Annotated in this window: 28 protein-coding genes; 12 read left to right on the forward strand and 16 right to left on the reverse strand. The window is 52.7% G+C overall.

What is annotated here, in order from left to right; genetic code table 11:
• The first annotated feature begins 117 nt into the window (after positions 1 to 117).
• Positions 118 to 972, forward strand: coding sequence for an HAD family hydrolase (locus KNP60_RS00560; RefSeq protein WP_138858645.1), 855 nt, complete (start codon positions 118 to 120; stop codon positions 970 to 972).
• A gap of 558 nt (positions 973 to 1,530) precedes the next feature.
• On the opposite strand, the gene KNP60_RS00565 is transcribed toward KNP60_RS00560, so the two are convergent.
• Positions 1,531 to 1,863 (reverse strand): hypothetical protein, encoded by a 333-nt coding sequence (locus KNP60_RS00565; protein ID WP_214796541.1) that lies wholly within the window; start codon positions 1,861 to 1,863, stop codon positions 1,531 to 1,533.
• A gap of 97 nt (positions 1,864 to 1,960) precedes the next feature.
• On the opposite strand from KNP60_RS00565, the gene KNP60_RS00570 reads away from it, so the two are divergent.
• The gene (locus KNP60_RS00570; RefSeq protein ID WP_034779568.1) at positions 1,961 to 2,122 is read left to right on the forward strand and encodes a hypothetical protein; all 162 of its coding nucleotides are present in this window, start codon (positions 1,961 to 1,963) and stop codon (positions 2,120 to 2,122) included.
• 15 nt (positions 2,123 to 2,137) lie between these two features.
• On the opposite strand, the gene abc-f is transcribed toward KNP60_RS00570, so the two are convergent.
• Positions 2,138 to 3,976: a ribosomal protection-like ABC-F family protein gene (abc-f, locus tag KNP60_RS00575; RefSeq protein ID WP_214796543.1), complete on the reverse strand. Its 1,839-nt coding sequence runs from the start codon at positions 3,974 to 3,976 to the stop codon at positions 2,138 to 2,140.
• 326 nt (positions 3,977 to 4,302) lie between these two features.
• Here abc-f and KNP60_RS00580 point away from each other — a divergent pair, with 326 nt between their 5' ends.
• Positions 4,303 to 5,220, forward strand: coding sequence for a DMT family transporter (locus KNP60_RS00580; protein WP_214796545.1), 918 nt, complete (start codon positions 4,303 to 4,305; stop codon positions 5,218 to 5,220).
• A 37-nt stretch (positions 5,221 to 5,257) separates the two neighbouring features.
• On the opposite strand, the gene KNP60_RS00585 is transcribed toward KNP60_RS00580, so the two are convergent.
• From KNP60_RS00585 to KNP60_RS00605, 5 genes are all read right to left on the reverse strand, one after another.
• A complete protein-coding gene (locus KNP60_RS00585) occupies positions 5,258 to 5,443 on the reverse strand; it encodes a hypothetical protein (RefSeq protein ID WP_021065953.1) in 186 nt (61 codons plus the stop codon).
• Between the two features lie 15 nt (positions 5,444 to 5,458).
• Positions 5,459 to 6,370 carry a Gfo/Idh/MocA family protein gene (locus KNP60_RS00590; RefSeq protein WP_214796547.1) on the reverse strand — a complete coding sequence of 304 codons (912 nt, stop codon included), beginning with the start codon at positions 6,368 to 6,370 and terminating at the stop codon, positions 5,459 to 5,461.
• A gap of 84 nt (positions 6,371 to 6,454) precedes the next feature.
• A complete protein-coding gene (locus KNP60_RS00595; RefSeq protein WP_214796549.1) occupies positions 6,455 to 7,180 on the reverse strand; it encodes an anti-sigma factor in 726 nt (241 codons plus the stop codon).
• The gene (locus KNP60_RS00600) at positions 7,177 to 7,737 is read right to left on the reverse strand and encodes an RNA polymerase sigma factor (RefSeq protein ID WP_214796550.1); all 561 of its coding nucleotides are present in this window, start codon (positions 7,735 to 7,737) and stop codon (positions 7,177 to 7,179) included. Before KNP60_RS00600 ends, KNP60_RS00595 begins: the two co-directional genes overlap by 4 nt.
• A 115-nt stretch (positions 7,738 to 7,852) precedes the next feature.
• Entirely contained in the window at positions 7,853 to 8,104 is a 252-nt protein-coding gene (locus KNP60_RS00605; protein WP_214711245.1) for a hypothetical protein, read from the reverse strand.
• 62 nt (positions 8,105 to 8,166) lie between these two features.
• On the opposite strand from KNP60_RS00605, the gene KNP60_RS00610 reads away from it, so the two are divergent.
• Positions 8,167 to 8,979, forward strand: coding sequence for an HAD-IIB family hydrolase (locus KNP60_RS00610; RefSeq protein WP_214796551.1), 813 nt, complete (start codon positions 8,167 to 8,169; stop codon positions 8,977 to 8,979).
• Here KNP60_RS00610 and KNP60_RS00615 read toward each other — a convergent pair.
• Positions 8,962 to 9,234, reverse strand: coding sequence for an RNA polymerase sigma factor (locus tag KNP60_RS00615; RefSeq protein ID WP_214796552.1), 273 nt, complete (start codon positions 9,232 to 9,234; stop codon positions 8,962 to 8,964). The two genes, KNP60_RS00610 and KNP60_RS00615, sit on opposite strands and share 18 nt — an antisense overlap.
• A 165-nt stretch (positions 9,235 to 9,399) precedes the next feature.
• A complete protein-coding gene (locus KNP60_RS00620; RefSeq protein WP_235420224.1) occupies positions 9,400 to 9,615 on the reverse strand; it encodes a hypothetical protein in 216 nt (71 codons plus the stop codon).
• Positions 9,616 to 9,744: 129 nt separating this feature from the next.
• On the opposite strand from KNP60_RS00620, the gene KNP60_RS00625 reads away from it, so the two are divergent.
• From KNP60_RS00625 to KNP60_RS00645, 5 genes are all read left to right on the forward strand, one after another.
• Positions 9,745 to 9,978, forward strand: coding sequence for a hypothetical protein (locus KNP60_RS00625; protein WP_029594535.1), 234 nt, complete (start codon positions 9,745 to 9,747; stop codon positions 9,976 to 9,978).
• Complete coding sequence (locus KNP60_RS00630) at positions 9,975 to 10,175, forward strand: helix-hairpin-helix domain-containing protein (RefSeq protein ID WP_214796553.1); 201 nt, start codon at positions 9,975 to 9,977, stop codon at positions 10,173 to 10,175. The genes KNP60_RS00625 and KNP60_RS00630 overlap by 4 nt, the downstream gene beginning before the upstream one ends.
• A 155-nt stretch (positions 10,176 to 10,330) precedes the next feature.
• On the forward strand, positions 10,331 to 11,791 hold the full coding sequence (locus tag KNP60_RS00635; RefSeq protein ID WP_214796554.1) for a UDP-N-acetylmuramoyl-L-alanyl-D-glutamate--2,6-diaminopimelate ligase: 1,461 nt from the start codon (positions 10,331 to 10,333) through the stop codon (positions 11,789 to 11,791).
• A 245-nt stretch (positions 11,792 to 12,036) separates the two neighbouring features.
• Positions 12,037 to 13,173 carry an RNA-guided endonuclease TnpB family protein gene (locus tag KNP60_RS00640; RefSeq protein WP_214796555.1) on the forward strand — a complete coding sequence of 379 codons (1,137 nt, stop codon included), beginning with the start codon at positions 12,037 to 12,039 and terminating at the stop codon, positions 13,171 to 13,173.
• A gap of 143 nt (positions 13,174 to 13,316) precedes the next feature.
• Complete coding sequence (locus KNP60_RS00645; protein ID WP_029594538.1) at positions 13,317 to 13,661, forward strand: YflT domain-containing protein; 345 nt, start codon at positions 13,317 to 13,319, stop codon at positions 13,659 to 13,661.
• Between the two features lie 58 nt (positions 13,662 to 13,719).
• Here the strand turns inward: KNP60_RS00645 and KNP60_RS00650 are convergent, their stop codons facing one another.
• Positions 13,720 to 14,715 carry an MDR family oxidoreductase gene (locus KNP60_RS00650; RefSeq protein ID WP_138858656.1) on the reverse strand — a complete coding sequence of 332 codons (996 nt, stop codon included), beginning with the start codon at positions 14,713 to 14,715 and terminating at the stop codon, positions 13,720 to 13,722.
• A gap of 146 nt (positions 14,716 to 14,861) precedes the next feature.
• On the opposite strand from KNP60_RS00650, the gene KNP60_RS00655 reads away from it, so the two are divergent.
• Positions 14,862 to 15,293, forward strand: a complete 432-nt coding sequence (locus tag KNP60_RS00655; protein ID WP_034779522.1) for a hypothetical protein — start codon at positions 14,862 to 14,864, stop codon at positions 15,291 to 15,293.
• Between the two features lie 19 nt (positions 15,294 to 15,312).
• On the opposite strand, the gene KNP60_RS00660 is transcribed toward KNP60_RS00655, so the two are convergent.
• The 4 genes from KNP60_RS00660 to KNP60_RS00675 form a co-directional block, all read right to left on the reverse strand.
• The gene (locus KNP60_RS00660; protein ID WP_214796557.1) at positions 15,313 to 15,519 is read right to left on the reverse strand and encodes a hypothetical protein; all 207 of its coding nucleotides are present in this window, start codon (positions 15,517 to 15,519) and stop codon (positions 15,313 to 15,315) included.
• 88 nt (positions 15,520 to 15,607) lie between these two features.
• On the reverse strand, positions 15,608 to 16,312 hold the full coding sequence (locus tag KNP60_RS00665; protein WP_214796559.1) for an SDR family NAD(P)-dependent oxidoreductase: 705 nt from the start codon (positions 16,310 to 16,312) through the stop codon (positions 15,608 to 15,610).
• 11 nt (positions 16,313 to 16,323) lie between these two features.
• Positions 16,324 to 16,710 carry a GNAT family N-acetyltransferase gene (locus KNP60_RS00670; RefSeq protein ID WP_138858658.1) on the reverse strand — a complete coding sequence of 129 codons (387 nt, stop codon included), beginning with the start codon at positions 16,708 to 16,710 and terminating at the stop codon, positions 16,324 to 16,326.
• On the reverse strand, positions 16,707 to 17,633 hold the full coding sequence (locus KNP60_RS00675; protein ID WP_214796560.1) for a serine hydrolase domain-containing protein: 927 nt from the start codon (positions 17,631 to 17,633) through the stop codon (positions 16,707 to 16,709). The genes KNP60_RS00670 and KNP60_RS00675 overlap by 4 nt, the downstream gene beginning before the upstream one ends.
• Positions 17,634 to 17,783: 150 nt before the next feature.
• On the opposite strand from KNP60_RS00675, the gene KNP60_RS00680 reads away from it, so the two are divergent.
• The gene (locus KNP60_RS00680) at positions 17,784 to 18,686 is read left to right on the forward strand and encodes a sensor domain-containing diguanylate cyclase (protein ID WP_052090191.1); all 903 of its coding nucleotides are present in this window, start codon (positions 17,784 to 17,786) and stop codon (positions 18,684 to 18,686) included.
• A gap of 39 nt (positions 18,687 to 18,725) precedes the next feature.
• On the opposite strand, the gene KNP60_RS00685 is transcribed toward KNP60_RS00680, so the two are convergent.
• Positions 18,726 to 20,507, reverse strand: a complete 1,782-nt coding sequence (locus KNP60_RS00685; RefSeq protein ID WP_214796561.1) for a solute:sodium symporter family transporter — start codon at positions 20,505 to 20,507, stop codon at positions 18,726 to 18,728.
• Positions 20,508 to 20,650: 143 nt separating this feature from the next.
• Positions 20,651 to 22,009 carry a magnesium transporter gene (mgtE, locus tag KNP60_RS00690; RefSeq protein ID WP_034779515.1) on the reverse strand — a complete coding sequence of 453 codons (1,359 nt, stop codon included), beginning with the start codon at positions 22,007 to 22,009 and terminating at the stop codon, positions 20,651 to 20,653.
• A 342-nt stretch (positions 22,010 to 22,351) separates the two neighbouring features.
• On the opposite strand from mgtE, the gene arcA reads away from it, so the two are divergent.
• Positions 22,352 to 23,581 carry an arginine deiminase gene (gene arcA, locus KNP60_RS00695; protein WP_034780161.1) on the forward strand — a complete coding sequence of 410 codons (1,230 nt, stop codon included), beginning with the start codon at positions 22,352 to 22,354 and terminating at the stop codon, positions 23,579 to 23,581.
• Positions 23,582 to 23,597: the final 16 nt, after the last annotated feature.

Consider the following 23,597-nt stretch of genomic DNA (forward strand, 5'->3'; position numbering starts at 1 on the left):
ATTTCCCTATTTGCGTGAAAGGAAAACGCCTATATGCCAGAATGGTGTCTTCTTTGCGTTGAGATGGATGAATTCGGGGAATGGAATGATGAGACGTGTTTGAAAGGAGATTGGAACATGAAATTGATTGCCATCGATTTAGACGGGACGTTATTGTCTCGAACTGGTGTCATCACAGAAACGAACCAAGACGCAATCCGGCGTCGCCAAGCCGAGGGAGATTTGGTCGCCATCTCTTCGGGCCGATCGATTCACGATATCGAAGAGTTGCTGCGACGGAGCAGATTGACTTGTCCAATCTTGTCCGGGAACGGGGCGATCGCTTTCTATGAGAATGAGCGCATTTATTACCACGCGCTCCCGAAAGACGTCGTACAGGAGTTGTGGGATGTGGCCCATGAGCACGGAGCGTACGTCGAATTTTATACGAATGCCGGGGTGAAAGTACTCCGTTCGGGTACCGATTTACTGAAGGGCGAGTTGGATGAGGTGTTGCCACACGACCAATCGTTCTCACGGGAATGGGGCGAGCGAGAGATTGAAATTCAAAACGAACAGTTCGGGCTGACATATGTTGATGCGATCGAGGACATCGATTTTGAGGCCGACGAAGTGTACAAAGTCTTTGTCTATTCGTTCGATCGGCGCAAACTGCACGAGCTCCGGAAACTGTATGAGCCCCGGACCGACATTTTGATCACGACGGCAGGCTGGACAAAAATCGAGATCGGTCATCCGAATGCGAGCAAAGGGATGGCCTTGACGCAGTTGGCAGAGCATCACGGCATTCCACAAGCGGATATTGTGGCCATCGGGGACAATTTGAACGACATCTCGATGTTCGAAGTGGCGGAAACGAGGATTGCGATGGGGAACGCCGTCGATCCGTTGAAAGACATCAGCACCCATATCACGAAGGATGTTGAGGACGATGGCGTCGCCTATGCGCTCGACCATTATATCGACGACTAAATTTTGAAGAAATGGTGAACAGGGATTCGATGTCACGTAAAACGGTTAATGTATTAGTGTAGTCCTCATTCAACGTGTTGAGCTGAAAGGGGGCAACGGATGAAACGAAGATTCAATCGTTGTTTGACTGAGGCCGGCTCGGTGAAACGAGAGACAAGTTGGTTGAAAGACCAGCGGACTAGGTGATCTCCTGATTCAAACTGTCGTCCACCTGACCTCGAGCGAGAGGTGAGGGGCAGACAAAAAGGATATGTGGGAGGCAAAACGTCTAGGAAGCTCGGTGTTTCAAAACAGGTGGGCATGATGAGGTTCATGATGGATTTCAACCTTATTACGTCGAAACGCAGTCATGGCCGTTTTGGAGGCAATGTCTCTGTGCAGGGCCAGATTGATGTTCAGACGAACGAACGCTCCGAAATCGCGTTCTGAACCGCGTCCATTTTCTAGCACGTATCGATTGATTGCATGGGACGGTCGGCCGGGAACTTTCTCGGTCGGGTGAAAGTCCGCTCTACTAGAAACGCTCACCGTTAAGCGCCACAGACGTGGCGCTTTTTCTTATGGGGCGAACGTGGCGACCCGGTCCGGTTGTTTGCCATCTGCTCGTTCAAACTTCACACGATGGCCGTCTGCGGCCTGTTCGACCTGAAACGTGTAAGCGGCGTCAGGTTCGTCTTCGAACGTCAAATCATAGACGTAGCCGCTTAAGGAAAGGGTACCGTCAATCGAATAGGTTTCCGCCGAAATGTTATAATGAGTCGCAAGATACTGCTCCAAAGCCCGCTCGCGTTCTTTAATTTCGGTCGAGTAGCGGACGTAGAGGAACGTAGCGGCCGTGATGGTGACGACGAGGGTGAATCGGAGAATCGTCTCCCAGTTTCGTTTTGGCATGAGCGCGTCTCCTTTCCATATCTGTAAATAAGAATTTCAAAATATTTTACGAAAAATTCTGACAAATTACAAGAAAAAATTGTAGAGGAGTGACGACATGCCGAAAATATATTGGCTCGGGACGTTCGTGAGCGGATTGATTCTCATGATGATGGGGGAAACGGGTGCTGTCCCACGTATCGTGCCCTATTTTTTGATGGCGCTTGGCGTGACGGGCTTTCTCGTCCAAGCTTGGTTCGAACAAAAACGACGCCGCTAAGGGCGTCGTTTTTGATTAAATCGATTCGAGCAACTGATTCAACAATGTGTCGATGTCTGCTTGGAGCGCATCGGCTTGTTGCTGCAACGTCATTAATTCTTCTAAATCGTTCGTCTCATTCATCTGGTGCAGGAGTGCTTGATGTGCTGCTTCGAGATCGGTCAGGCGAGCTTCATCAACTGAGGTGTCGTGAGTCGTTTCTTGCTTCGGTTTTACGAGTTTCGGTTTAGGAACGGCGACCTCTGTGGTCATTTCATGTTGCCGTTTCTCGAGCGCATACGACACGTTTCCCGGGAAATGTGTCGCTGTCCCATCAAGCCAATACGTGATCGGGAACAGCTTGTTCAAGAAGTAGCGGTCGTGTGAGACGGCGACGAGCGTGCCGGTAAAACGGTCGAGTGCGTCTTCGAGTGCCTCACGCGCTTCGATGTCGAGATGGTTCGTCGGTTCGTCTAACACGAGCACGTTGATGTCCTCGTGCATGAGGATGGCGAGCATGAGCCGCATCTTCTCACCGCCGCTCAAATCTTTGACCGGTTTGAAGACGCTCGCGCCATAGAAGAGGAATTGGGCCAGCAATTGACGGGCCTTCCCTTCATCGACAGCGATGCGGTCACGGAACGCCTCGATGAGCCGATGGGAGTCATCAAAGTCGATGTGTTGGGACAAGTAGCCGATTTGGGCCCGTTCCGCTCGTCGCACCTCGCCTGTCGCCGGTTCGAGGTGACCGAGCAATACTTTCAACAGGGTCGACTTGCCGCTCCCATTTGGGCCGACGATGGCGATGCGTTCGCCATGACCGGCGTAGAACGAGACGTGTTCGAAGACGGTCCGGTCGTAAGTGACCGTCACGTCGGTCGCCTCGAACACCTCGCGTCCGGTCCGCCCCTGAGCCGTGAACTGAATGTCCGGTTGAACGGCCTCGAGTCGTGGCTTTTTGATCGTCTCGATGCGGGCGAGCGCTTTCTCCATCGATTTGGCGCGCCGATAAAACTTCTCGTTCGGTGGATTGCCTTCGTTCGCCCACTGTCTTAGCTGTCGAATCGTTTCCTTCATCTTCTTGATTTTCTTTTGTTGCTCCGTATAGGCATGGAATTGATCGAGCAACTTCTTTTCTTTTTGGGCGACGAACGCGCTGTAGTTGCCATCAAAACTACCCAACTCCCCGTCCTCACATTCGACGATGCGTGTGGCGACGGCGTCGAGAAACACGCGGTCGTGTGAGACGAGGAGAAGCGTGGACGGACTGTCACGCAGGAATGACTCGAGCCAAGTCATCGCTTCTAAATCGAGATGGTTCGTCGGTTCGTCGAGGATGAGCAGTTCCGGCTCTTGGAGCAACGCCAAGGCGAGCCCGACTTTGGTCCGTTCTCCGCCGCTGAGTGTGTCGAATGGGCGGTCGACGAAACTTGTGAGCCGTAATCCATCGATCATCGCATTCACTTTCGAATCGATGGCATAGCCGCCGCCGTTCTCATAGCGCATCTGCAGGGCGCCGTACGTCTCGAGGAGTGAGTCGATGTCGTCACTTGAGATCATCTGTTCCTCGAGTCGTCGCATCTCGTCACCGAGTCTCGTCAACTCGGCGAACGCGGTATAGAGTACGTCTCGCCCTGATTTACCGGGATGGGCAGGAATCTGGGCCAAATAGCCAATCGTCAGCCGTTGTTTTCGATAGATCGTCCCTTCGTCGGGCGAATCGGCGCCGACGATGAGGTGTAGGAGTGTCGTCTTGCCGCTCCCGTTCCGTCCGACGAGCCCGATTCGCTCGCCTGCGTTTACCTGAAGATTGGCATCGATTAAGACGGCGTGGCCGCCGAATTGTTTTTGAATATGTTGTAATTCGATTAACATAGATGGTTCCTCCTAAAGTAGAGGCCTATCAAAAAAACCGAGCGCAAAGAAGCGCTCGGCAAGAAAGAGAGGCGCTTTGTCGTATTTCAGCAATGTCTAAAAAAGGACAGACGGGTCCTGTGGTTACGCGACATCGTGAAAAATCGCACGCAAAATGTACAAATGTTCTGTTGACCAATGCGTACGTCCGACAAAGTTCACCTTTCTCCCTCCTTTCAATCATCATTAGAGTTATTGTAAGCGATTTCGGTCAGTTCGACAACTAGAGAGACAGGAATTTCAGGAAACGGTGTCGTATTGTTTAGGCATCAGAAAGGAGAGACGCTATGCGCAAGGAATGGCTCGGTGCTATCAGTTTAACGCTCGCCGCCAGCATTTGGGGCGGGATGTACGTCGTCAGTAAGTATGCGCTCGGCTATATCGAACCGTTCACGCTCGTCTGGATGCGCTACGCCGTCGCCTTTGTCGTTCTGTTTATAATGTGGTGGGCATTCGGACGCGAGCAGATTACCAGGAGCGCCTGGAAGTGGATCGCGCTCGTCGGCGTCATCGGATACGTTGCCTCGATTTCGTTTCAGTTCATTGGCACGAAACTATCCGACGCCCATACGGGATCGCTTGTGACGGCGGCGACGCCGGCGTTCATGGTGATCTTCGCCCGGTTGATCTTGAAAGAGCGGCTCACACCTGTCAAAATCGGGTCACTTCTGTTGGCGACGCTCGGGGTCATCATCGTCGTCGGCTGGCACGTCGAAGGCACGTATTTCATCGGTAGCCTCGTCTTGGTCGGTGCCGCCATCACGTGGGCGCTCATGTCCATCTATGTGAAAATCGCTTCCGAGACGATGTCGTCGTTAACGATCACGACGTTCGCCATCGGCATCGCCTTCGTATTGATGACGCCGCTCATGGGAATGGAAGTGGCCGCATCCGGTTTGCCGGATATGACCACGGTGTTGTGGCTCAGTGTGTTATACGTTGGCATCATTTCGACGGCCGGGGCGTTCTTCTTTTGGAACAAAGGGATCGAACTCATGGATGCGAGCGTCGGGTCGCTGTTTTTCTTCTTCCAACCGCTCGTCGGGGGTTACCTCGGCTGGCTCGTCCTCGACGAACGGCTCGACCGCAACTTCTTCATCGGTGCCGCCTGCATCATCACGGCCGTCACCTGGTCGACACTCACCGAACGACGGCAAAAGCGTGTCCGCGAGACACGTCAAGCTGAGGAGCGCCATATCTTATAACCAAAGACGACCGACCCGCTCTGGGCCGATCGTCTTTTTAAAATCCGTGATGATCGAGTTTGTCTTCGTCGCGCTTCATCTCGAGTTCGAGCCGCTGAATCGCGAGTTTCTCTTGCTCGATTTTGAGTCGAAGTTCTTCTAAACGCGCCTTCCGTGTCTTGTTGAACGTGTCTGCGGCGATGGACACGACGACGATGACCATGATGTAGAAAAAGAAATCCATTTGATACGCCTCCTTTCAGTGTGAGCCGAACAAATCCGTCACCAGCTGTTGTGTGAGGAGCGCCTCACGACCGTCCGTCATGATGGCCGTATCCTCGGTTACTGCCGAGATAAAGTGGTCGATCGCCCCTTGGAAGCCTCGTTGGGTCAGGAGCGTGTCCCATGACCCGAACGTCTTCGTTGAATGGGCGCCGTGCTCGAACCGTTGAAGCGTCACCATCTCATCGACCGTCACGCGAAGTCCGTCCCGGATGGCACTCAGCCCTTCGTGATTGGTCCCGGCCTTGCGGTGCATCGATGTCGTGTGCAGTCCGTATTCGTCTTGCCAGATATGGCGCGCGAAGTGGAGACCGTTCGCCTCGGTCGTCGCGATTTGGCCCGTCACTAAGCGCAACTCGCTTCCGGCGAAGTACCGGAGCGTGTCGACGACATGCAAATAATCGTCGAGCAACGTGAACTGATAGTCGTGGCCGCGCAATCCGTCCCCGCGATGCTTGACGAAGTCGAGCGTGTGGAATGGGGCTGCTTCTTTCACTTGCTGATACATCGGGGCGAACCGGCGATTGAAACCGACCATAAGCTTCCGGTTCGTCCGTTCGGCCAGCTCGACGAGACGTTCCGCCTGCTCGATCGTCGCGGCGAGCGGTTTGTCGACATACACATCGACGCCGTTCGCGAGTAGATACGAGACGATCTCGTAATGCGTCTCGGTCGAACTGTGGACGAACGCCGCATCGATGGACGCCGCGAGTTCGGGAAGTCCCGCAAACGACTCCATCCGATGGGCCCGACAAATCGCGTCGCGCTTGGCGACGGTCGGAGAATAGGCACCGATCAGTTCGAACGATGTGCTGTTCGTCAAAATCGGTAAGTAGGCTTTCTGAGCGATGCCGCCGAGACCGACGACACCAATTTTAGGCTGACGCATATGTACCACTCCTTTGCTTTCATCATAACGAAAAAAAGACCGAATGACACGTGCGCATAGTGCGTCAGGTCATTCGGTCCTTGCTTATAGGCTGGCAATGAGCACGATGTCGCCTTCGGGCGCCGTATTGCCCCGTTCGGGTTCTTTCGTGACAGCAACGGTATCCCAGTCCATCTCTGATTCGGTCGAATCGAGCGTATAGATGACGGTCCCGTTCCCTTTGTCGTCCGTAACGAACGCCCCGGTCGGAATCGGCGAGCCGTCTTTTAACAACCAAACTTGATACACTTCGTTCGCTTCGAGCGCATCGAGTCCGTTCGTCTGGACGATGAGCTGGCGCTGGCCGTCCTGTTCGGCGAGGTAAGCCACGCCTTCCGATTCGCCTTCGAGCGGGACGGTCTCGGTCAAGGCGATGCCGCTCGGGTCATCTTGGTTCAATAGCAGGTAGCCGTTCCCGATCAAGGAGAGCATGAGTGCGGCTGCGAGAGCGAGCGCTCCCCATGGCGTCTTCTGGTTCTTCTTCGTGGCCGTGAACGGTGTGACCGGGGTCGGTTCGTCTTGTTTCGACTCTGTCTCCGTATCCGTATCCGTATCGTCTTCAGCGAACACGTTGTCGAGGATGCGTGCCTTCATCCCGCTCGGTGGTTCAGCCGGTTCAGAGAGGAACGCGACGCCGCCGACGAGGGCCTCGAGTTGTTCGAGCTCTTCTTGACACGTTTGACATGTCGCGAGATGCGCTTCAAACCGGATGCGTTCGTCTTCCGTCAAATGCTGGTTGAAATAATCAATCAATTGGTCACAAGCGTTCATCGTTCCACCTCCTTATCGATCAAATCATGGGATAGATGCCTTCGTAACTGTTTCAACGCTAATCGAATCCTTCCTTTTACGGTGCCGAGCGGGATGCCACACGCATCGGCGATCTTTTGTTGGCTGAGCCCTTGGAAATACATGAGACGGACGACTTGTTGTTGCTCGACCGGAAGCTCGGCCATCGCCGTCTCGATTTGCGTTCGCTCTTCTTGCCATTCGACCTCGGTCTCGACGGACGGGGCCGGGGACGGGATGGCTTCAGCGTAAGACTCGTCTAGTTGCAGGTCGGGTTTTCGTTTGCGAATCAAGTCGATCGTGACATGACGGCTCATCGTGAACAGCCACGATTTGAATTTTCCTTTTGAGTCATCATATACGCCGCCGCCGCGCCACAGCTTGATGAATACTTCCTGCATCGCTTCTTCGGCGAGGTCGCGGTCTTTCGTCAACTGCATGACAAAGGCATACAGGATTCGTTCGTAGCGATCATAAAGTGCCTCGAGCGCTTGTTTGTCTTTTTGCCTGACGCGCTCGTACAATTCAATATCAGTCATGGCTGTCTCCTTTATCCATAAGGGAATCCCTTGTATTGATCTAACGGATGAAACCGTGAAATGGATGCCTATTTGAGGTGACTATTTTGTGAACGGTCGTTATGTAGTCCCGTATTTAACGGGAGCATGTCGACGTCGCGTCGCCGAGGCGGCGGAAGAGTTTCAAATTCAAGGCGCTGAGCAGTCGGTACGTCATAAAACTAATGAACGTCGCCGTGAGGAGCGTGACGAGAAGTGCGGGTCCGTTCGAGAGCCATTGTTGCCAAAATGAATATGTCCGTATGCCGAACAAAAAGGCGAAGACAAGTCCGAACCCGATCACGATTCCGCTATACTGACAGTAGTAGCGGCTTAAACGATTTTTCATGTTGCACGTCCTTTCTCCTTTTACTATACGAGAAGGGGTATGGCGACACAAGGAGGATGACCATGAAACGATTTACAAAGGAAGGTCGGACGCTCATCTGTTTTGATTTCGACGAGACGTACTTCCCGCATGCTTGCTCTGTTGACCAGTTAATACGATTGCGCCAACTCGAAGATTTTCTCGATATGTACTCGCATCGCTTATCGACGATGTGGGTGACGGGGAGTTCGCTCGAGACGATTATGGAGAAAGTGAAGCGGGCCGAGATGCGTTACTTCCCACATCGAATCGCGGCGAGTCTCGGGACAGAGCTGTATCAAGTGACGGCGTCCGGGCAACTGGAGCTCGATCCCGGTTATTCGTCACGGTTTCCCGATGATTTTTCAGACCGCGTTACCCAAGTCGTCGACAGGCTAGGGCGGACACTCACGATTGAACCACAGACGAATCTTGGCACAAGCGGCTGGATGCACAATTATTATTACTTCGGCGAGAGCGCACAGGAGCTCGAGCACATTCGTTCGAGTGCCGATGACTTCGAGATCGCCGTCAACGTCAGTCGTTGCAATCCGCTCGCCGGAGACCCAGACGGCGCCTACGATATTGATTTCATTCCACGAGGGGCGGGGAAAGTCGCTGCAGTCGACTACGTGTGCGACCGATATACGTTTCAAACCGAGCACGTCTACGCGTTCGGTGATAGTGGGAACGATTTAGGAATGTTGGGGTATGTCGGCAACGGCTATGTACTTGGCAACGGGACGGAAGAAGCCAAACGAGAACATGGTCGTGTCACCGAGGGCATGTATGCGGATGGGATTCTAGAAGTGTTGCATCGAGCGGTAGAGCAGACGGGTTTAAGCGCTCGCGACTAGACGTAGCGCTGCGGTCTCCACACGTTCGAACAAATGAGTTTTCAGCCGATGGGTCGTCAAATCGAGCGGCAGACGACGTTTCCAAAGCTCGGTGAACACTTCGGAGAGGACGGCCTCGGCCAAGTCGGCTCGCATCGTCAAGCGGAGGGCGAGTGAATATAGGATGCGCTCATAACGGTCGTACAGCAGTTCGAGCGCAGAAGTGTCGCGGTTTAACATGCGTGCGTATAAATCGTGATCGGATATGAATGACATGGTGGACTCCTTCAGAATGAGACTCTCTCGTGGTTGGGTTGCGGGCAAATGACGTAACCTTCTTATTTCACTTATAGGGTGAACGTAAACGGTTACTTTCCGATTCGAGCACATTCAAAAACAGCCAATGTTCCGCTGATGAGCGGAATGTTGGCTGTTTTGTAGTTAAAACGACGTATAACAGTGAGGGCATGTCTGGGTGTTCCCACCGGACCGTTTGAACGTTTTCTTACAGTTCGGACACGTGACGGTCTCGGTGTCTTGGCCGAACAGGCTGCCGCGGTTGAATAAGACATTTCGCAAATTTGGCAAGGCTTTGGCGGCATAAATCATGGAGATGAATAGGACGATGGCCAAAACGGCCAACATGACATATGTCATAACGGGCGTACCCCTTTCGCAAAAGATTCATTTCTTCTAGCATACGGCAAATCGCTCGAACGCACACCTCTAGACTGGAATTACGAACAAATGTTCGATATAATAAAGGTAACAAAGGAGGGAGATCAGATGAGGCAAGAGGTCATGCGTTGGATGCGGAACGGACAAGTCGTGGAAATGGTGTATATCGATCGGAACGGGGTCATTTCAAAGCGACGCGTCAAACTGATGAAGCTGCAAGGCGATCGACTTGTCGCGTGGGATATACGCAAGAAGGCCCGTCGGACATTTTGTATGGAACGTGTCCTCGCCTGTCTCCCGACGATCGAACGAGATTCAGGACGAGAGGAGGGAATTGGATGACACCACTTCCGAAATGTTCGGCGCCGGCCGAACGGGCGCTCAAGGCCGCCTATATCGATACGCTCGAACAGTTGGCCACGTATACGAAGCAAGAGATTGCGGCCTTACATGGGGTCGGGCCAAGTGTGCTGCGAATCTTGGAAACCGCGCTTCATGAGCAAGGACTTCGGTTCACCGACAGCGAAACACATTCCTAGTCCCGTCCTGGACTAGGAATTTTTTGGTTGGGCGATTGCATTGCACGTAAAAAGGGAAGTAATATATTTGTCATCTCCATTACAGCCTAATATCTAGTACCATGACGATAAGGTTTGCGAACCTAGCGACACCCATGAGAAAGGAAGTACACAGCATGAGGACGAAACGTTTATCCGCCATTCTAGAAAATGAGATGGATGACATCGAACGCGATCCATGGGTGACCGGAATTGAGACAGATTCCAGAAAGGTCAGTCCAGGGAATTTATTTATCTGTATCCGCGGTTATACGGTGGACGGACATGAATTCGCTGAGGACGCCGTCTCCAAAGGAGCGGTTGCTGTCATCTCGGAATACCCGCTTGATCTTGAGGTGCCGAACCTTGTCGTCGCGGACACGAAGCGGACAGCCGGCGTGGTGGCCAGTGCCTTTTATGACCACCCCTCACATCGGATGCGTATTTACGGTGTCACCGGTACGAATGGCAAAACGACGACCGCGACATTGACATATGATCTATTTCGTCTGTCCGGACGGCCGGTCGGGATTGTCAGTACGATTGGAGCACGTTATAAAGATCAAACATTAAAAACACCAAATACGACGCCGGAAGCCGTCGTCTTACATCGTATTTTGGCCGAGATGGCGGATGCCGGCGTGACCGACTGTGTCGTCGAAGTCTCCTCGCATGCAATGATGGAAGGACGTGTCGAAGGCGTCCGATTTCACGCGGCGGCGTTCACGAACTTGACGCATGACCACTTGGATTACCATCGCTCAATGGACGAGTACGCCCGGGCCAAAGCCCGATTATTCGAACAAGTCGAAACGACAGACGGGGACGCCATTATTTTGAACGCCGAAGACCCGGCCAGTAAAACGATGGCCGCCTTTGCCCCGACCCGTCGACGTATCATGTATAGCACGCATGCGGACGTACCGGCCGATATCCAAGTCATTTGGCATGACCAAACGGTAGTCGTCAAAATGAACGCACTGACGATTGAGGCGCCGGTCCGCTTCATGGGCGCATTCAACGCCGCCAACCTGGCTGCGGCCATCGGTCTCGTCTCGACGTCGGAACTGATGTTGCGCTCCATCATCGCCAACGTGCCAGGACTCACGCTTCCAAAAGGTCGTCTCGAGCGACTTGATACGGAAGATGGCGAGATTTATATCGACTATGCCCATACGCCGGACGGACTCGAAAAATGTTTGTCGACGTTTCAGCAAGGTGAGCGAGAGCTCGTGGTCGTCTTGAGCGCGGCCGGAGACCGAGATCCGACGAAGCGGGCAGAGATGGGTCGAATCGCGAGCCGCTATTCAGACGATTTAATCGTGACGGTACATGACGTGCGGACGGAAGACCCGAGGCACATCATCGATGGATTGCTCGAAGGTGTTGATTCGAACACGCATTACGTGACGTTCGAGGAACGGCGAGATGCTTTGCGCCATGCAGCGCAACAAGCGCTCGTCGGGAAACGGATCGTCGTCGTCGGAAAAGGTCATGACCATGTCGAACGAGTCGGACAAGAGTCGATTCCATTCAACGAATCGGACATTTTGCTCGATGAATTAAAAAAATTAAAAGGCCAAGAACCGGCCGTTTAACGAAACGATGACAATTGTCATCGTTTTTTTACATAATTAAGCGAGAATTCGCCCACCTCTAAGCGTCTCGGGGCATGGCCGGGCGAAAGTGGGTGATGAATCGCCTGCTTGCGAACCCTTCGAATGTCCCTGTGACAAATATAACGAACAAAAGTTCGCGATTCCGTCAGATTTCCTCGTCCCCTCCGTGGGTATCGGAATGAGACGAGCATCATCCTGATACCGGGTGTGAAGGAGGAACGGACATGCTGAAGGGCTACAAATACCGGCTCCATCCGACCGTGGCGCAAGCCGAGTTCCTGGTCAAGACGATTGGCTGCGCCCGCTTCATCTACAACAAGCTGCTCGAGGACCGCATCGCCATCCGCGAGGAGGCGAAGGCGAGCGGCGGGCCGCAGCGGAAACCGCCGACGCCGGCCTCCTACAAGCCGCTGTTCCCGTTCCTGTGCGAGGCGGACAGCCTCGCGCTCGCCAACGCGAAGCTGCACCTCGACGCGGCGTTCGCGAAGTTCTTCGCCGGGACGGCCGGCTTCCCGGTGTTCAAGTCGAGACGGAAGGCGCGCGCGTCCTACACGACGAACAACCAGCACGGCACGGTCCGCATCGAGGGAGACCGCGTCCGGCTCCCGAAGGTCGGGTTCATCCGGTTCACACAGCATCGCGGCTTCGACGGGGAGATCCGGTCGGCGACCGTGTCGATGACGAGGACGGGCACGTTCTTCGTGTCGCTCCTCGTCGAGCAGGCTGACGAGCCGTGGGTCCCGGCCGAGCACAAGGTCGGGATCGACCTCGGGCTGGAACACTTCGCCACCATGACGAACGATGCGCTCGTCACGGAGAAAATCGCGAACCCGCGCAACCTGCGACAGGCCGAGGCGCGGCTCAAACGGGCGCAACGCGCGCTCGCCCGCAAGAAGCCCGGCAGCCGGAACCGCGAGAAGGCCCGGCTCCTGTTGGCCAAAAAGCATGAACAGGTACGGAACCGACGCCATGACTTCCTCCACAAGCTGTCGCGACGCATCGTCGACGAGAACCAAGTCGTCGTGGTCGAGACGCTCCGAACGAGGGAGATGATGCAGGACCGCCGCCTGGCGAAGTCGATCGGGGACGCCGGATGGGGCGAGTTCGTCCGACAACTCGAATATAAATGTAAGTTCCACGGGCGGACGCTGATCAAGGCCGACCCGTGGTTCGCCTCGACCCAGGTCTGCTCGAGCTGCGGCGAGAACGGCGGCAGGAAGGACTTACAAACCCGGGAGTGGACGTGTGCCGCGTGCGGCGCGCACCACGACCGCGACGTCAACGCGAGCCTCAACCTGTTGCGCCTCGCTGAGGATATCATGTCTTTAGGGCAGGGACTGCCCGACGAGCTTGGCCCATAACCGTGGCTGTTCAAAGCACGGTCTTCCCAAGAAGCTCCCACTTCAGGTTGCGAAGCAAGCAAGTGGTGAGTAGTTCACTGTGTAAATTTTGCAGAAGAGGGTAATAACTCTTAATGTAACGCTATCGAAGGAGGAGAACAGACATGTCAGTTTTGTACAAAGAGTTTACAAATGATGAAGAAGTTGTGACCGCCATTCAATCGATGAAAGCGAAAGGGATTGAAGACAAGCACATTTATGTCGTCACCCATGACGATGACCGGACCGACCGTGTGGCCGATAACGCCGACGCGAATACGGTATCGGCATCAGACGTCGGCTTAGGGACAGCCGCGAAAAATGTGTTCCGTAAAAAAGGGGACGAGCTTCGAGCCCAATTCGAACAGCTCGGCTTCTCATCGACCGAAGCGGATCAACTCGAGAAAAAATTAGACCAAGGCAAGGTGATTGTCGTCGTCAAAGACGCACCAGCCGGATTCACGTTATAATTCCACCACCATGGAGAATACAGAGACAGGGCTGAATCGATGGATTCAGCCCTGTTTGTTAGTCATGGATCCGAACGACGGTCCGGCCGCTCAGTTCGCCGCGCATCATCGCCTCAGCGTGGCGAGGGACGTCATGCAACGGAATCTCATGAATCATATGGTTGAGCACGTTAGAATCAAGCAGCTCATCCAGTCGTTCCCACGCCTTCAGACGACGTACGATGGGTTGCATGACCGAGTCGATGCCGATTAATTTGACTCCGCGCAAAATAAACGGATAAACAGTTGTTGGAAGGTCGGAACCGCCGACAAGTCCGCAAGCTGCAACGGCACCTTCATAACGCGTTTGACTCAAAATATTCGCAAGAGTGGCCCCGCCAATCGAATCGATTGCCGCGTCAAACCGCTGTCGAGCTAACGGACGAACCGCTCCCTCAAGCTCGTGTCGATCGATGACGGTGTCAACGCCAAGTGCTTGCAAGTAAGGGGAGTCTGTTTTTCCTGTGGATGCGATGACGTGATAGCCAAGTTTATGAAGTAAGATAATCGAAAAACTGCCTACGCCTCCAGTTGCACCTGTAACTAGCACTTCTTCCCCTGGTCGAACGCCAGCGGACTCAAGCGCATCGATTGAAAGCATAGCTGTCAATCCAGGTGTCCCGATCGTGATGGCATCACGCATGTCCATACCTTTAGGCAGTTTTACAAGCCAGTTTCCGGGAACTTGTGCAAATTGACTGAATCCGCCGAAATGTCGTTCGCCGATCCCGAAACCGGTGGCGATGACTTCATCGCCGGCTTTGAAGTCGAGATGATCGGACTCGACGACCTTGCCGACAAATTCACATCCAGGGATGAACGGGTATTGATTAATGATTTTTCCGGGTTCGGTAAGACCGAGGGCGTCCTTATAATTGAGTGCGGAATAATGAACCTCGACGAGGACGTTACCGTCTTCTTCTTTTGGAAGCGCGTCGAGTTTGACGTCCGTCACCTTGGCGTGAAGATGGTCATCCGTCTTGTCGAGGACGAGTGCTTGAAATGATTCGTTCATGGTCAATTGGCCCCTTTCGCTGATACGTATTCTATTCCTTTGTTATGATTCCCTACCTGCCAAAATATATACACGAATGTTTCGTTCTAACAGGGAGTGGAATGGTACAATGAAAGAGATTCAACTAGAGTGAGGAGGAATGAAGCATGCGGCACGACGACTATGAGTTTGATGAAGAAGTAGAAGAAGGCGAATTGTTTAACGTATACGACATTCTGCCACCGGATGGTACCATTCTTGAGATGGCAACGGCCGAAGAGATGGTACGTGCGGCGGAACTCGAGGCGACACATAATGCGCTCGAGCGAATCCAAGACTCAAACTTTCAGTTGTCAGGGGTAACCTTTAAAGAGTTGCTGGCAGAGTTCGAACGATACGAGCAAGAATCGATGGAATTCTGGACAGGCGTTTATAGCCGATTGCGCATTCCATGGGCATGGACGATTCGAATCGATGTGGCCAACGGTCCGATTCACGTCGTCAATGACCGCGACATCTTTATCGATGAAGCGGACTTCGAAGAGTATGATTTCGAGGAATATGCTGATGATGATTACGAAGAAGAAGACAATCAATGAATCCAAAAACGTCTTTCCCTCATTCGGGGAAAGACGTTTTTTTGCTGTCGAGGAGAGCAACACGGATGCGCGTTACTTCTGTCGCTCCGAACCAAAGCCCGACGCTACATAAGACGGCGACACCGCTCACCATCGCTCCGACAATCGCCGTGTCCCCAATCATCGTGAACGACAATCCGAGACTGAACAAGCCGAAAAATAATAATCCTCCTGCAATCGTCTTCATGACTTAGCCACCCTTTCTCGTTTCATCTGTCTCTAGTGTAGGCGGTTGAGCCTAAAAAGGGTGGCTGAATTTTATACCAGGTGAAAAATCAGTCTAGGTCATACACCGAATACGTCTTGCCATTCTCAAACGGCTCGTCTAGCAAGTGTTTCGCCAAGATGCGGGCGACCGTCTCAGGGGTGCGCAATCGTCCTTCCGTCACATAGGAGCGGAACTGTTCAACGTCACGGAACGCGTCTTCTGACGAGGCCCGAATGCTCTCCTGCATCGCGGTGTCCATGACGCCTGGATTGAACAAGGCGACTTTGTCGTCCGTATCGGTCAATTCAAGGGCGACCGTCTCGGTGAAATGATCGAGCCCGGCTTTCGTCGCACAATAGGCACTCCAGCCCGAGATGGGGCGCTTGGCGGCCCCAGAGGTCACATGGATGAGCGAGACGGGCAAGTCGTATGCAAGCACCGCGTTCGTCAAGAGCATCGGGGCGAGCAAGTTGGCTTGGACGTGAGCGATAAGCTGCGTAGCATCCAATTGACCGGCCCGGTGAATCGGTTCAATCAACGCCGCATTTTGGACGACGAGCAAGGACGTCGCCGTCTCGATGAGCGGATTCATCTGTCCAATCGCGGCCAGTGTGCTTGTCGGATCAGCTAAGTCGACCTTGACGTGACGGAACGAGGCATCGGTCGCCTGCGTCCGTGAAAAATTGACGACCTCGTAATCACGCTTCAATAGTTCCTCGGCGATGGCACGGCCGAGGCCGCGCGATGCACCGGTCACAATAGCTAGTTTCATGGCAGTTCCTCCTATTCGTGAATCGTCTTCCGATATCCGTAAAACGGGCGGAAATTCAATTTCTCGTAGTACGTGTGGGATGAAGCGCTCGCGAGCATCTCGAGGCGCGTTTCGGGATAGAGCGCATGCACGTGTGACAGAAGTCGCTCGCCAATCCCGAGGCGACGGTGCGAGGCCGCGATGAGCAGTTCGCACACGTACAGGCTCACGGTCGTGTCGGTCAATCCACGCAAGTAGGCGATCACCTGTCCTTCTGACTCGACGACATAGGCGACGTTCGATTGCCGCCACGCCTGTTTCGTCAACTCGTGTTGTCGGACGAGTTGACTCCAACCTTCCGCTTCATTCAACGCTTGAATCTGTTCGAAGTCACGTTCTTCGTATGGGCGGATGTTCAAGAAGACACACCTGCTTTCTGTTCGATGACTTTCATGAGGTCGAACGCCCCGTCTGACTCGTTCGAACAGACGACCGAGACGATGTCTGGGGCCGGATAGTAAGCAGAATGAAAACTGACGCCGGGATCATAACCCATGACATGATATTTGAAGACGTGTCGCTTCGCATCCAATTGAATCCACAGACCGTATCCATAATGTGCGCCTGTTTCGTTCACTGGCACGTGAGGCGTGAGCAACCGTGACGTCATCGCCTCCCCAAGCAGGCGATGACCGAGCAGGGTGTTCCAAAGTTTGGCCATATCTTGTGCCGTCACGAACGCGCCGCCGTCCGCGCCGCCTTTGACGGGAATCGAATAGTGGTTCGTCCGCCAAGAGCCGTCCGCGTGGTCGATATACCCGAGCGCCGTGTGGGCTGGTAAGGCATCGAGGGAGAAGTACCCCGAATCGGTCATGTCGGCTGGTTTGAATACGAATCGTTCAATATAATCCGAGAACGTCAACCCGCTCGCTTGTTCGATGATGAGGCCGAGCAGGATATACCCGGCATTATTGTATTGGAACACGCCCCGTTCTTGTCGCATCGGTTCGTGCTGGAACATTGGGAGAAAGTCACGTAGCTGCCTGATGTGATACATCGGACGCTGTCGCCACAATTCCTCGAAATCGTCCATGACAGACTCGTCGAAATAGTCGGGGATGCCGGACGTGTGGGTGAGCAACTGTTCAACTGTCACGGCTGGGTCAAATCGGGGGAAGTCGATGTCCAAACTCTCGCGGAGTGTCGACGTTTGATTTTCGATTTGTTCGGCCCGATTCGCGTAGCCTTGCTGAAGTTCGAACAGGATGTCGTCTTGTCGCATGACGAGCGCCGATCCAGAAAAAGTAGATGAGACTTCATAGCGTGACCAGTCAGGACTCATGGTTGACCTCCAACTTCTAATTTTAAGTTTACATTCATCAACAAATGAACTTTACATTTAAACATTAACCTAAATAATGGAAAAGGTACAGGCGGCGTTTCGCTAACATGATACGATAGAATAGTACGTTTAGATGGGGAGCGGGAAAACATGGAACAATTTTGGTTAGGTTTATTAGTTGGATTGATTTTGGTACTTGTTGCGCAGAAGATACTTCAATCACGTAAAGAGGTGGACGGGGCGTTTGCACATTTCGGTAACCACGTTAAAGACGTCATTTATATATTTGAAGTCAAACCAACGTTTCGTTTTCGTTACATAAGTCCTTCCCTTGATTTGTATTTAGGTGAGGGTGTTGTAGCGGAAAACTATGAAAATCCAGATGATTGTTTTCGTCGTATTCACCCAGATGATTATCAAATTCTCATGAATAAAGTCTCAGGAAAGATGAGTTACGATGAGGCTATCTCGCAACGTTGGCGAACTAATGACGGTCGTTACTTGCGTTTTGAAGAATACACGACTCCGATTTATAAAAATGGTGAGATTGTAGCTGTACAAGGAATCATTAGGAATGTAGAAGCGGCTGTAATGAAACGTGAGGAGTTAGAATATGTGAGCCGTCATGATGAACTCACTGGGGTTTTGAACCGACGTGCCTTTAATGAAACAATTGATTGTCTCTCTTTTAAAAAAGTAGGGTTGATAGTCATCGATTTAAATGACTTGAAGAAAATTAATGACCATCAAGGTCATTCGGCTGGTGATTTGTTACTTCAGAAAGCGGGACTCCTCTTGCAAGGGTTAAGCACAAACGTTTATCGGATTGGAGGCGACGAATTTGTTGTATTAACTGATCAACTACAACAAGATAAATTGCTAGATTTGACAGTTTCCATTAGAAGCGTGTTTGAATCGAATGATATTTCAGCCGCTGTCGGTGCAGCTTGGGAGGAACAGTTAAACGATTTCAAGAAATTGTATGATCAAGCGGATCAAAACATGTATGAACAGAAGAATAGAAGTAAGACAAATCGACACGTTCCTTGCTAAAAGATATCAGCAAGGAACGTGTCTGTTTGTCTAAATATATTATTCACCCATCGCTTCTTCACGCTCGGTGTCTGTCGTATCGAGATTGTTCAAGTATGCCTCATAACGCGGCAACCAGTAGCGATACGATGTCCAGACGAGCCCACTCGTCGTCGCGACCAAAGCGAGCGTCGCTGGCCAGAACCAGCTCGAGACGATCCCGTCCGCATAGGCGAGACCGATCGGTGAGAAGACGAAGTAGACGAAAATCATCGAAGCAATCAGGATGATTGACGTCGAGATGGCATGGCGCCAAGGTTTGACGCGACCGAGGTCGATGCGAATCGGATTGATGTGTTGCATCGGACGAACTTTCGCGAACACGAGCATGATGGCCGTCTCGAGGACGAACAAAATCCCGTAAATATGAATGAAGTTAATGCCGAGGTCGAAGCCGAACCACTGCTCCGTTCCCCAAACGAGGAAGTAATACGTGACGACGTGGAAGCCGATGACGAGTTTCGCGGCGATCGGTGGCACCCGCTTCACGAGCATCCCAATTAAGACGATGACGAGAATCGGGATGTTGAAGAAGCCGGTGAAACGGCGAATCAAGTCCCAAAGGCCGTCCGGTGCATACATCAAGTTTGGAGCGACGAAGAACGAGACGAGCGCGACAAACGTCCCAAACCATTTGCTGACTCGAATCAAGTCTTTGTCTGATGCGTCCGGTTTGAATTTCGGCTTGTAAATATCGAGCACGAATAAGGTAGCGATACTATTCAACAGCGAGTTGAACGAGCTGAACACGGCACCGAGCAAGACGGCGAGGAAAAAGCCCATGAGCCACATCGGCAACAAGTCGGCAATCAAGCTCGGATAAGCGAGGTCGGCCTTGTCGACGTTCGTGCCATACAAATGAAATGCGATAATCCCCGGCAGCAACATGAAGATTGGGACGAGCAACTTCAAATAGCCGGTGAAAAGCACCCCTTTTTGACCTTCGGCCAAGTTCTTCGCCCCGAGTGCACGTTGGATGACATATTGGTTGAGTGCCCAATAAAATAAGTTCGCAAAAATCATCCCCGTGAAGATGGACAAGAACGGAACGGAATCGTTCTCTGAACCGATCGCGTTTAGTTTCTCCGGATTCTCGGTTGCGATCGTCTTCATCCCATCGACAAGATTGCCGTCACCGAGCGCGATAAAGCCAAGCGTCGGGACGAGGAATCCGATGATAATCAAGCCGATTCCGTTCAACGTGTCAGAAACGGCAACCGCACGGAGGCCTCCGAAAATGGCATACACGGCACCGATAATCCCGATGAACCAAATGACCATCCAGAGTGATTGCTCGAAGCTGATCCCGAGCAGGGCTGGTACGTCAAACAGTTGCAGGACGGCCAAGCCGCCTGAATAGAGCATCGATGGAATCGTGACGCACATATAGCCGAACAAGAACAACAGGACCGTCAAGCGGCGGACGTCCTCGTCATACCGCTGGCTCAAAAACTCGGGAATCGTTGAAATTCCGATGCCGAGAAAACGTGGAAGTAAGAAGAGGGCCATGATGATGGCGGCGATGCCGGCCGTGACTTCCCATGCCATAGCGGACATATTGCCGGCAAACGATTGGCCGTTCAAGCCGATCAATTGCTCGGCCGACAAGTTGGTCAATAAAAGCGATCCGGCGATGAATAGACCGGTGAGACCACGTCCAGCCAAGAAATAATCGTCGGCACTCTCGACTTTTCCTTTCGTCATGCGGTATGACACGTATGCGACGAGACCCATGAAGAGAGCCCCTGTGATCAATATGTAAACAACTTGTTGAATGGTCAACGAATATCCCTCCCTCAATCTCTTCTTATTTATAAGTACTTTTCATGAATACCCGTCCTAAATCATGATTATTTCCCATTTTCTCTTTTGTAAAAGAACTGTAATAAACATCACGACAAAAAAGACACCTGAGATGTCAGGTGTCAGAAAAAGCGTAGCAACGAAGTCGCGACCGTGAAATAAATGATCAAGCCGAGGTTGTCGACGACCGTCGTGATGAACGGACCCGACGCCACGGCCGGATCAAGTTTCAATCGATTGATGAGGAGCGGCACGAGCGTCCCGACGATGGTCGCCACGCTGAGTGACGCAAAGATCGACAGACCGACGATCATCCCGATCAAGGCACTGTCATACAAAACGGTGATGACCCCAAAGATGACGACCATGCAGGCGAGACCGAGCAAGACGCCCGTCCCGAACTCACGGCGAATCATCTTCAACACGTTCTTTCGATTGATCGTCCCGAGTGCGATTGAACGGACGGCGACGACGAGCGATTGGGTGGCGGCGTTCCCGGCCGAACCCATGACGAGCGGCATGAAGACAGCGAGCAGGACGATCGCTTCGAGTGTATCCTCGAAGCCACCAATCGTCGACGCGGTAATCATCCCGAGAAACATGAGGCTAATTATCCAAGGGGCCCGTTTCATCGCTGCTTCGACCGGTCCCATGTTGATGTCGGACGATCCTTTTGTCGCTGACAGCTCCTCAAAGTCCTCGGTCGTCTCCCGTTCGATGACATCCATGACATCGTCGACCGTGATAATTCCGAGCAAGTGGTCCTCGCTGTCGATGACAGGCAAGGCCAATAGATCATATTTTTGAACGGTCCGCGCCAAGTCCTCTTGGTCGGCGAGGACGTGGGCCGATACGACGCGTCGGCCCATGATATCCGCAATTTGCACATCGAGAGGGGAGACGATCAAATCGCGTAGCGAGACGACGCCGACGAGCCGGCGATCGGTGTCGATGACATACAGGTAATAGATCGTCTCGGCTTCCGGTCCAAGTTCGCGCAAGTCTTCGAGCGTCGCACCGACGGTCTTGTCCGCTTTCAACACGATAAACTCGGTCGTCATGATGGCGCCGGCCGTATCATCCGGATAGCGCATTAAGTCTTTAACTTCGGTCGCCTCGGTCTCGTCCATCAACTCGAACAGTTCGTTCATGAAATCGTCCGGGAGCTCGGTCATCAAGTCGGCGGCGTTATCCGAGAACATGTCGTTCAACACGCGTACGGCGAACGGACGTGGCATCTCTTGGATGAACTGTTCTTGTTCATCGAGTTCGAGCTTTTCAAATAGGTCGGTGAACGCTTCCGGGGACAAGGCATCGTAGACGAACTGGCGACCCGGTTGCTCGAGCTCAATGAAGAGGTCGGCTTGTTCGCCCGGATGGAGTGTGAGAAACACGTCGCGGAAATCGACCGGGTCCCCTTTTTGGATGAGCGCTGTCACTTGGGCTTCATGACGGGCGCGTTCTGTACGTTCGATTGCCATCGACTCACTTCCTTTTCACATCATTTGTCTATATTATGTCACGACTTTAGTCGGGCTCAAACAAAATCAAAAAAATGTTATGAATTTTTTTCACAATCTATACAGTGTGTATACGTCTCTCTCCTCCGATTTGAGGGGACGCACCGTTTCTCGAGTGGTTGTTCATTCATGCCACGTCATCATCTATGCACTTTAGTGTGGAATCCACCACAGTCCAAACGTCGGACTTGCCCACCTCGGAATTGGGTAAGTTGATAATGTAAGGGTAGAAACACACCCGAATCACAAGGAGGAAGCGAGATGATATCGATGACGGATCAACAAACCGCACGGGATACAACGCTGAAACATCCGATCCACGTGTATTCAGAAATTGGTGAACTTAGGACGGTACTATTGAAACGACCAGGGCGTGAGCTCGAAAATTTGACCCCAGAATATTTGGAACGACTCTTGTTCGACGACATTCCTCATCTTCCGGTCATTCAAAAAGAACATGACTACTTTGCGAGCGTGCTCCAAAATCGCGGCGTCGAAGTACTCTATCTAGAAAATTTGATGGCGGAAACGTTATCACTACCAGGGGTGCGCGAACGATTCGTCGCCGATATCTTGGCGGAGTCAAAATCGAATATCAACGGCTCGTACGAGACACTTAAAGAATATTTGCTCGCCTACGACAACGAAAAATTGATTGAAACCGTTATGGCCGGCATTCGCAAGTCTGAGATTAAGCCAGAGAAACGGCGCCACTTGCACGAGATGATTGAGGACACATACCCGTTCTATCTCGACCCGATGCCGAACTTATATTTCACTCGTGACCCATCGGCAGCCATCGGGAACGGGCTATCCATCAACCGGATGAAAGAGCCGGCTCGCCGCCGCGAATCGTTGTTTACGCAATATATTATGCGCTATCATCCGCGATTCGCGAAACACGACATCCCGATCTGGTCGGACCGCGACTACCGCTTCGCGATGGAAGGTGGAGATGAACTCGTTCTCTCGAAAGAAGTCGTCGCCATCGGGATTTCCGAGCGGACGACGGCCCAAGGGATTGAACGGGTCGCTCTCAACTTGTTGAAAAACGGCGGCACGTTCAAGAAAGTCATCGCCATCGAGATTCCGAAGTCGCGCGCGTTCATGCATCTCGATACGGTCTTCACGATGGTCGACCATGACAAGTTCACGATTCACCCGTTCATCCAAGGGCCAGGAGGCAAGATGAACATCTTTGAACTGACGTTGAACGCCGAGGGTGAACTTCACATCACCCAGCATACGGATCTGTTGAACGTGTTGAAAGCCGCACTCGGTCTCGATGAGATCGTCTTGATCCCATGTGGCGGCGGAGACCCGATCGCCGCTGCCCGCGAACAATGGAACGATGGGTCGAACACACTCGCGATTGCTCCAGGCGTCGTCGTCACGTACGACCGTAACTACGTCTCGAACGAGTTGCTTCGCTCTGAGGGCGTCGAAGTCATCGAGATCATGTCGAGTGAATTGTCGCGTGGCCGTGGGGGCCCACGCTGCATGAGCTGTCCGATTATCCGCAAAGACATTTAACGAGGAGGAAACGAGC

This window comes from Exiguobacterium sp. s5 (assembly GCF_018618075.1).
In the GTDB taxonomy this organism is placed as follows: domain Bacteria; phylum Bacillota; class Bacilli; order Exiguobacteriales; family Exiguobacteriaceae; genus Exiguobacterium; species Exiguobacterium mexicanum_A.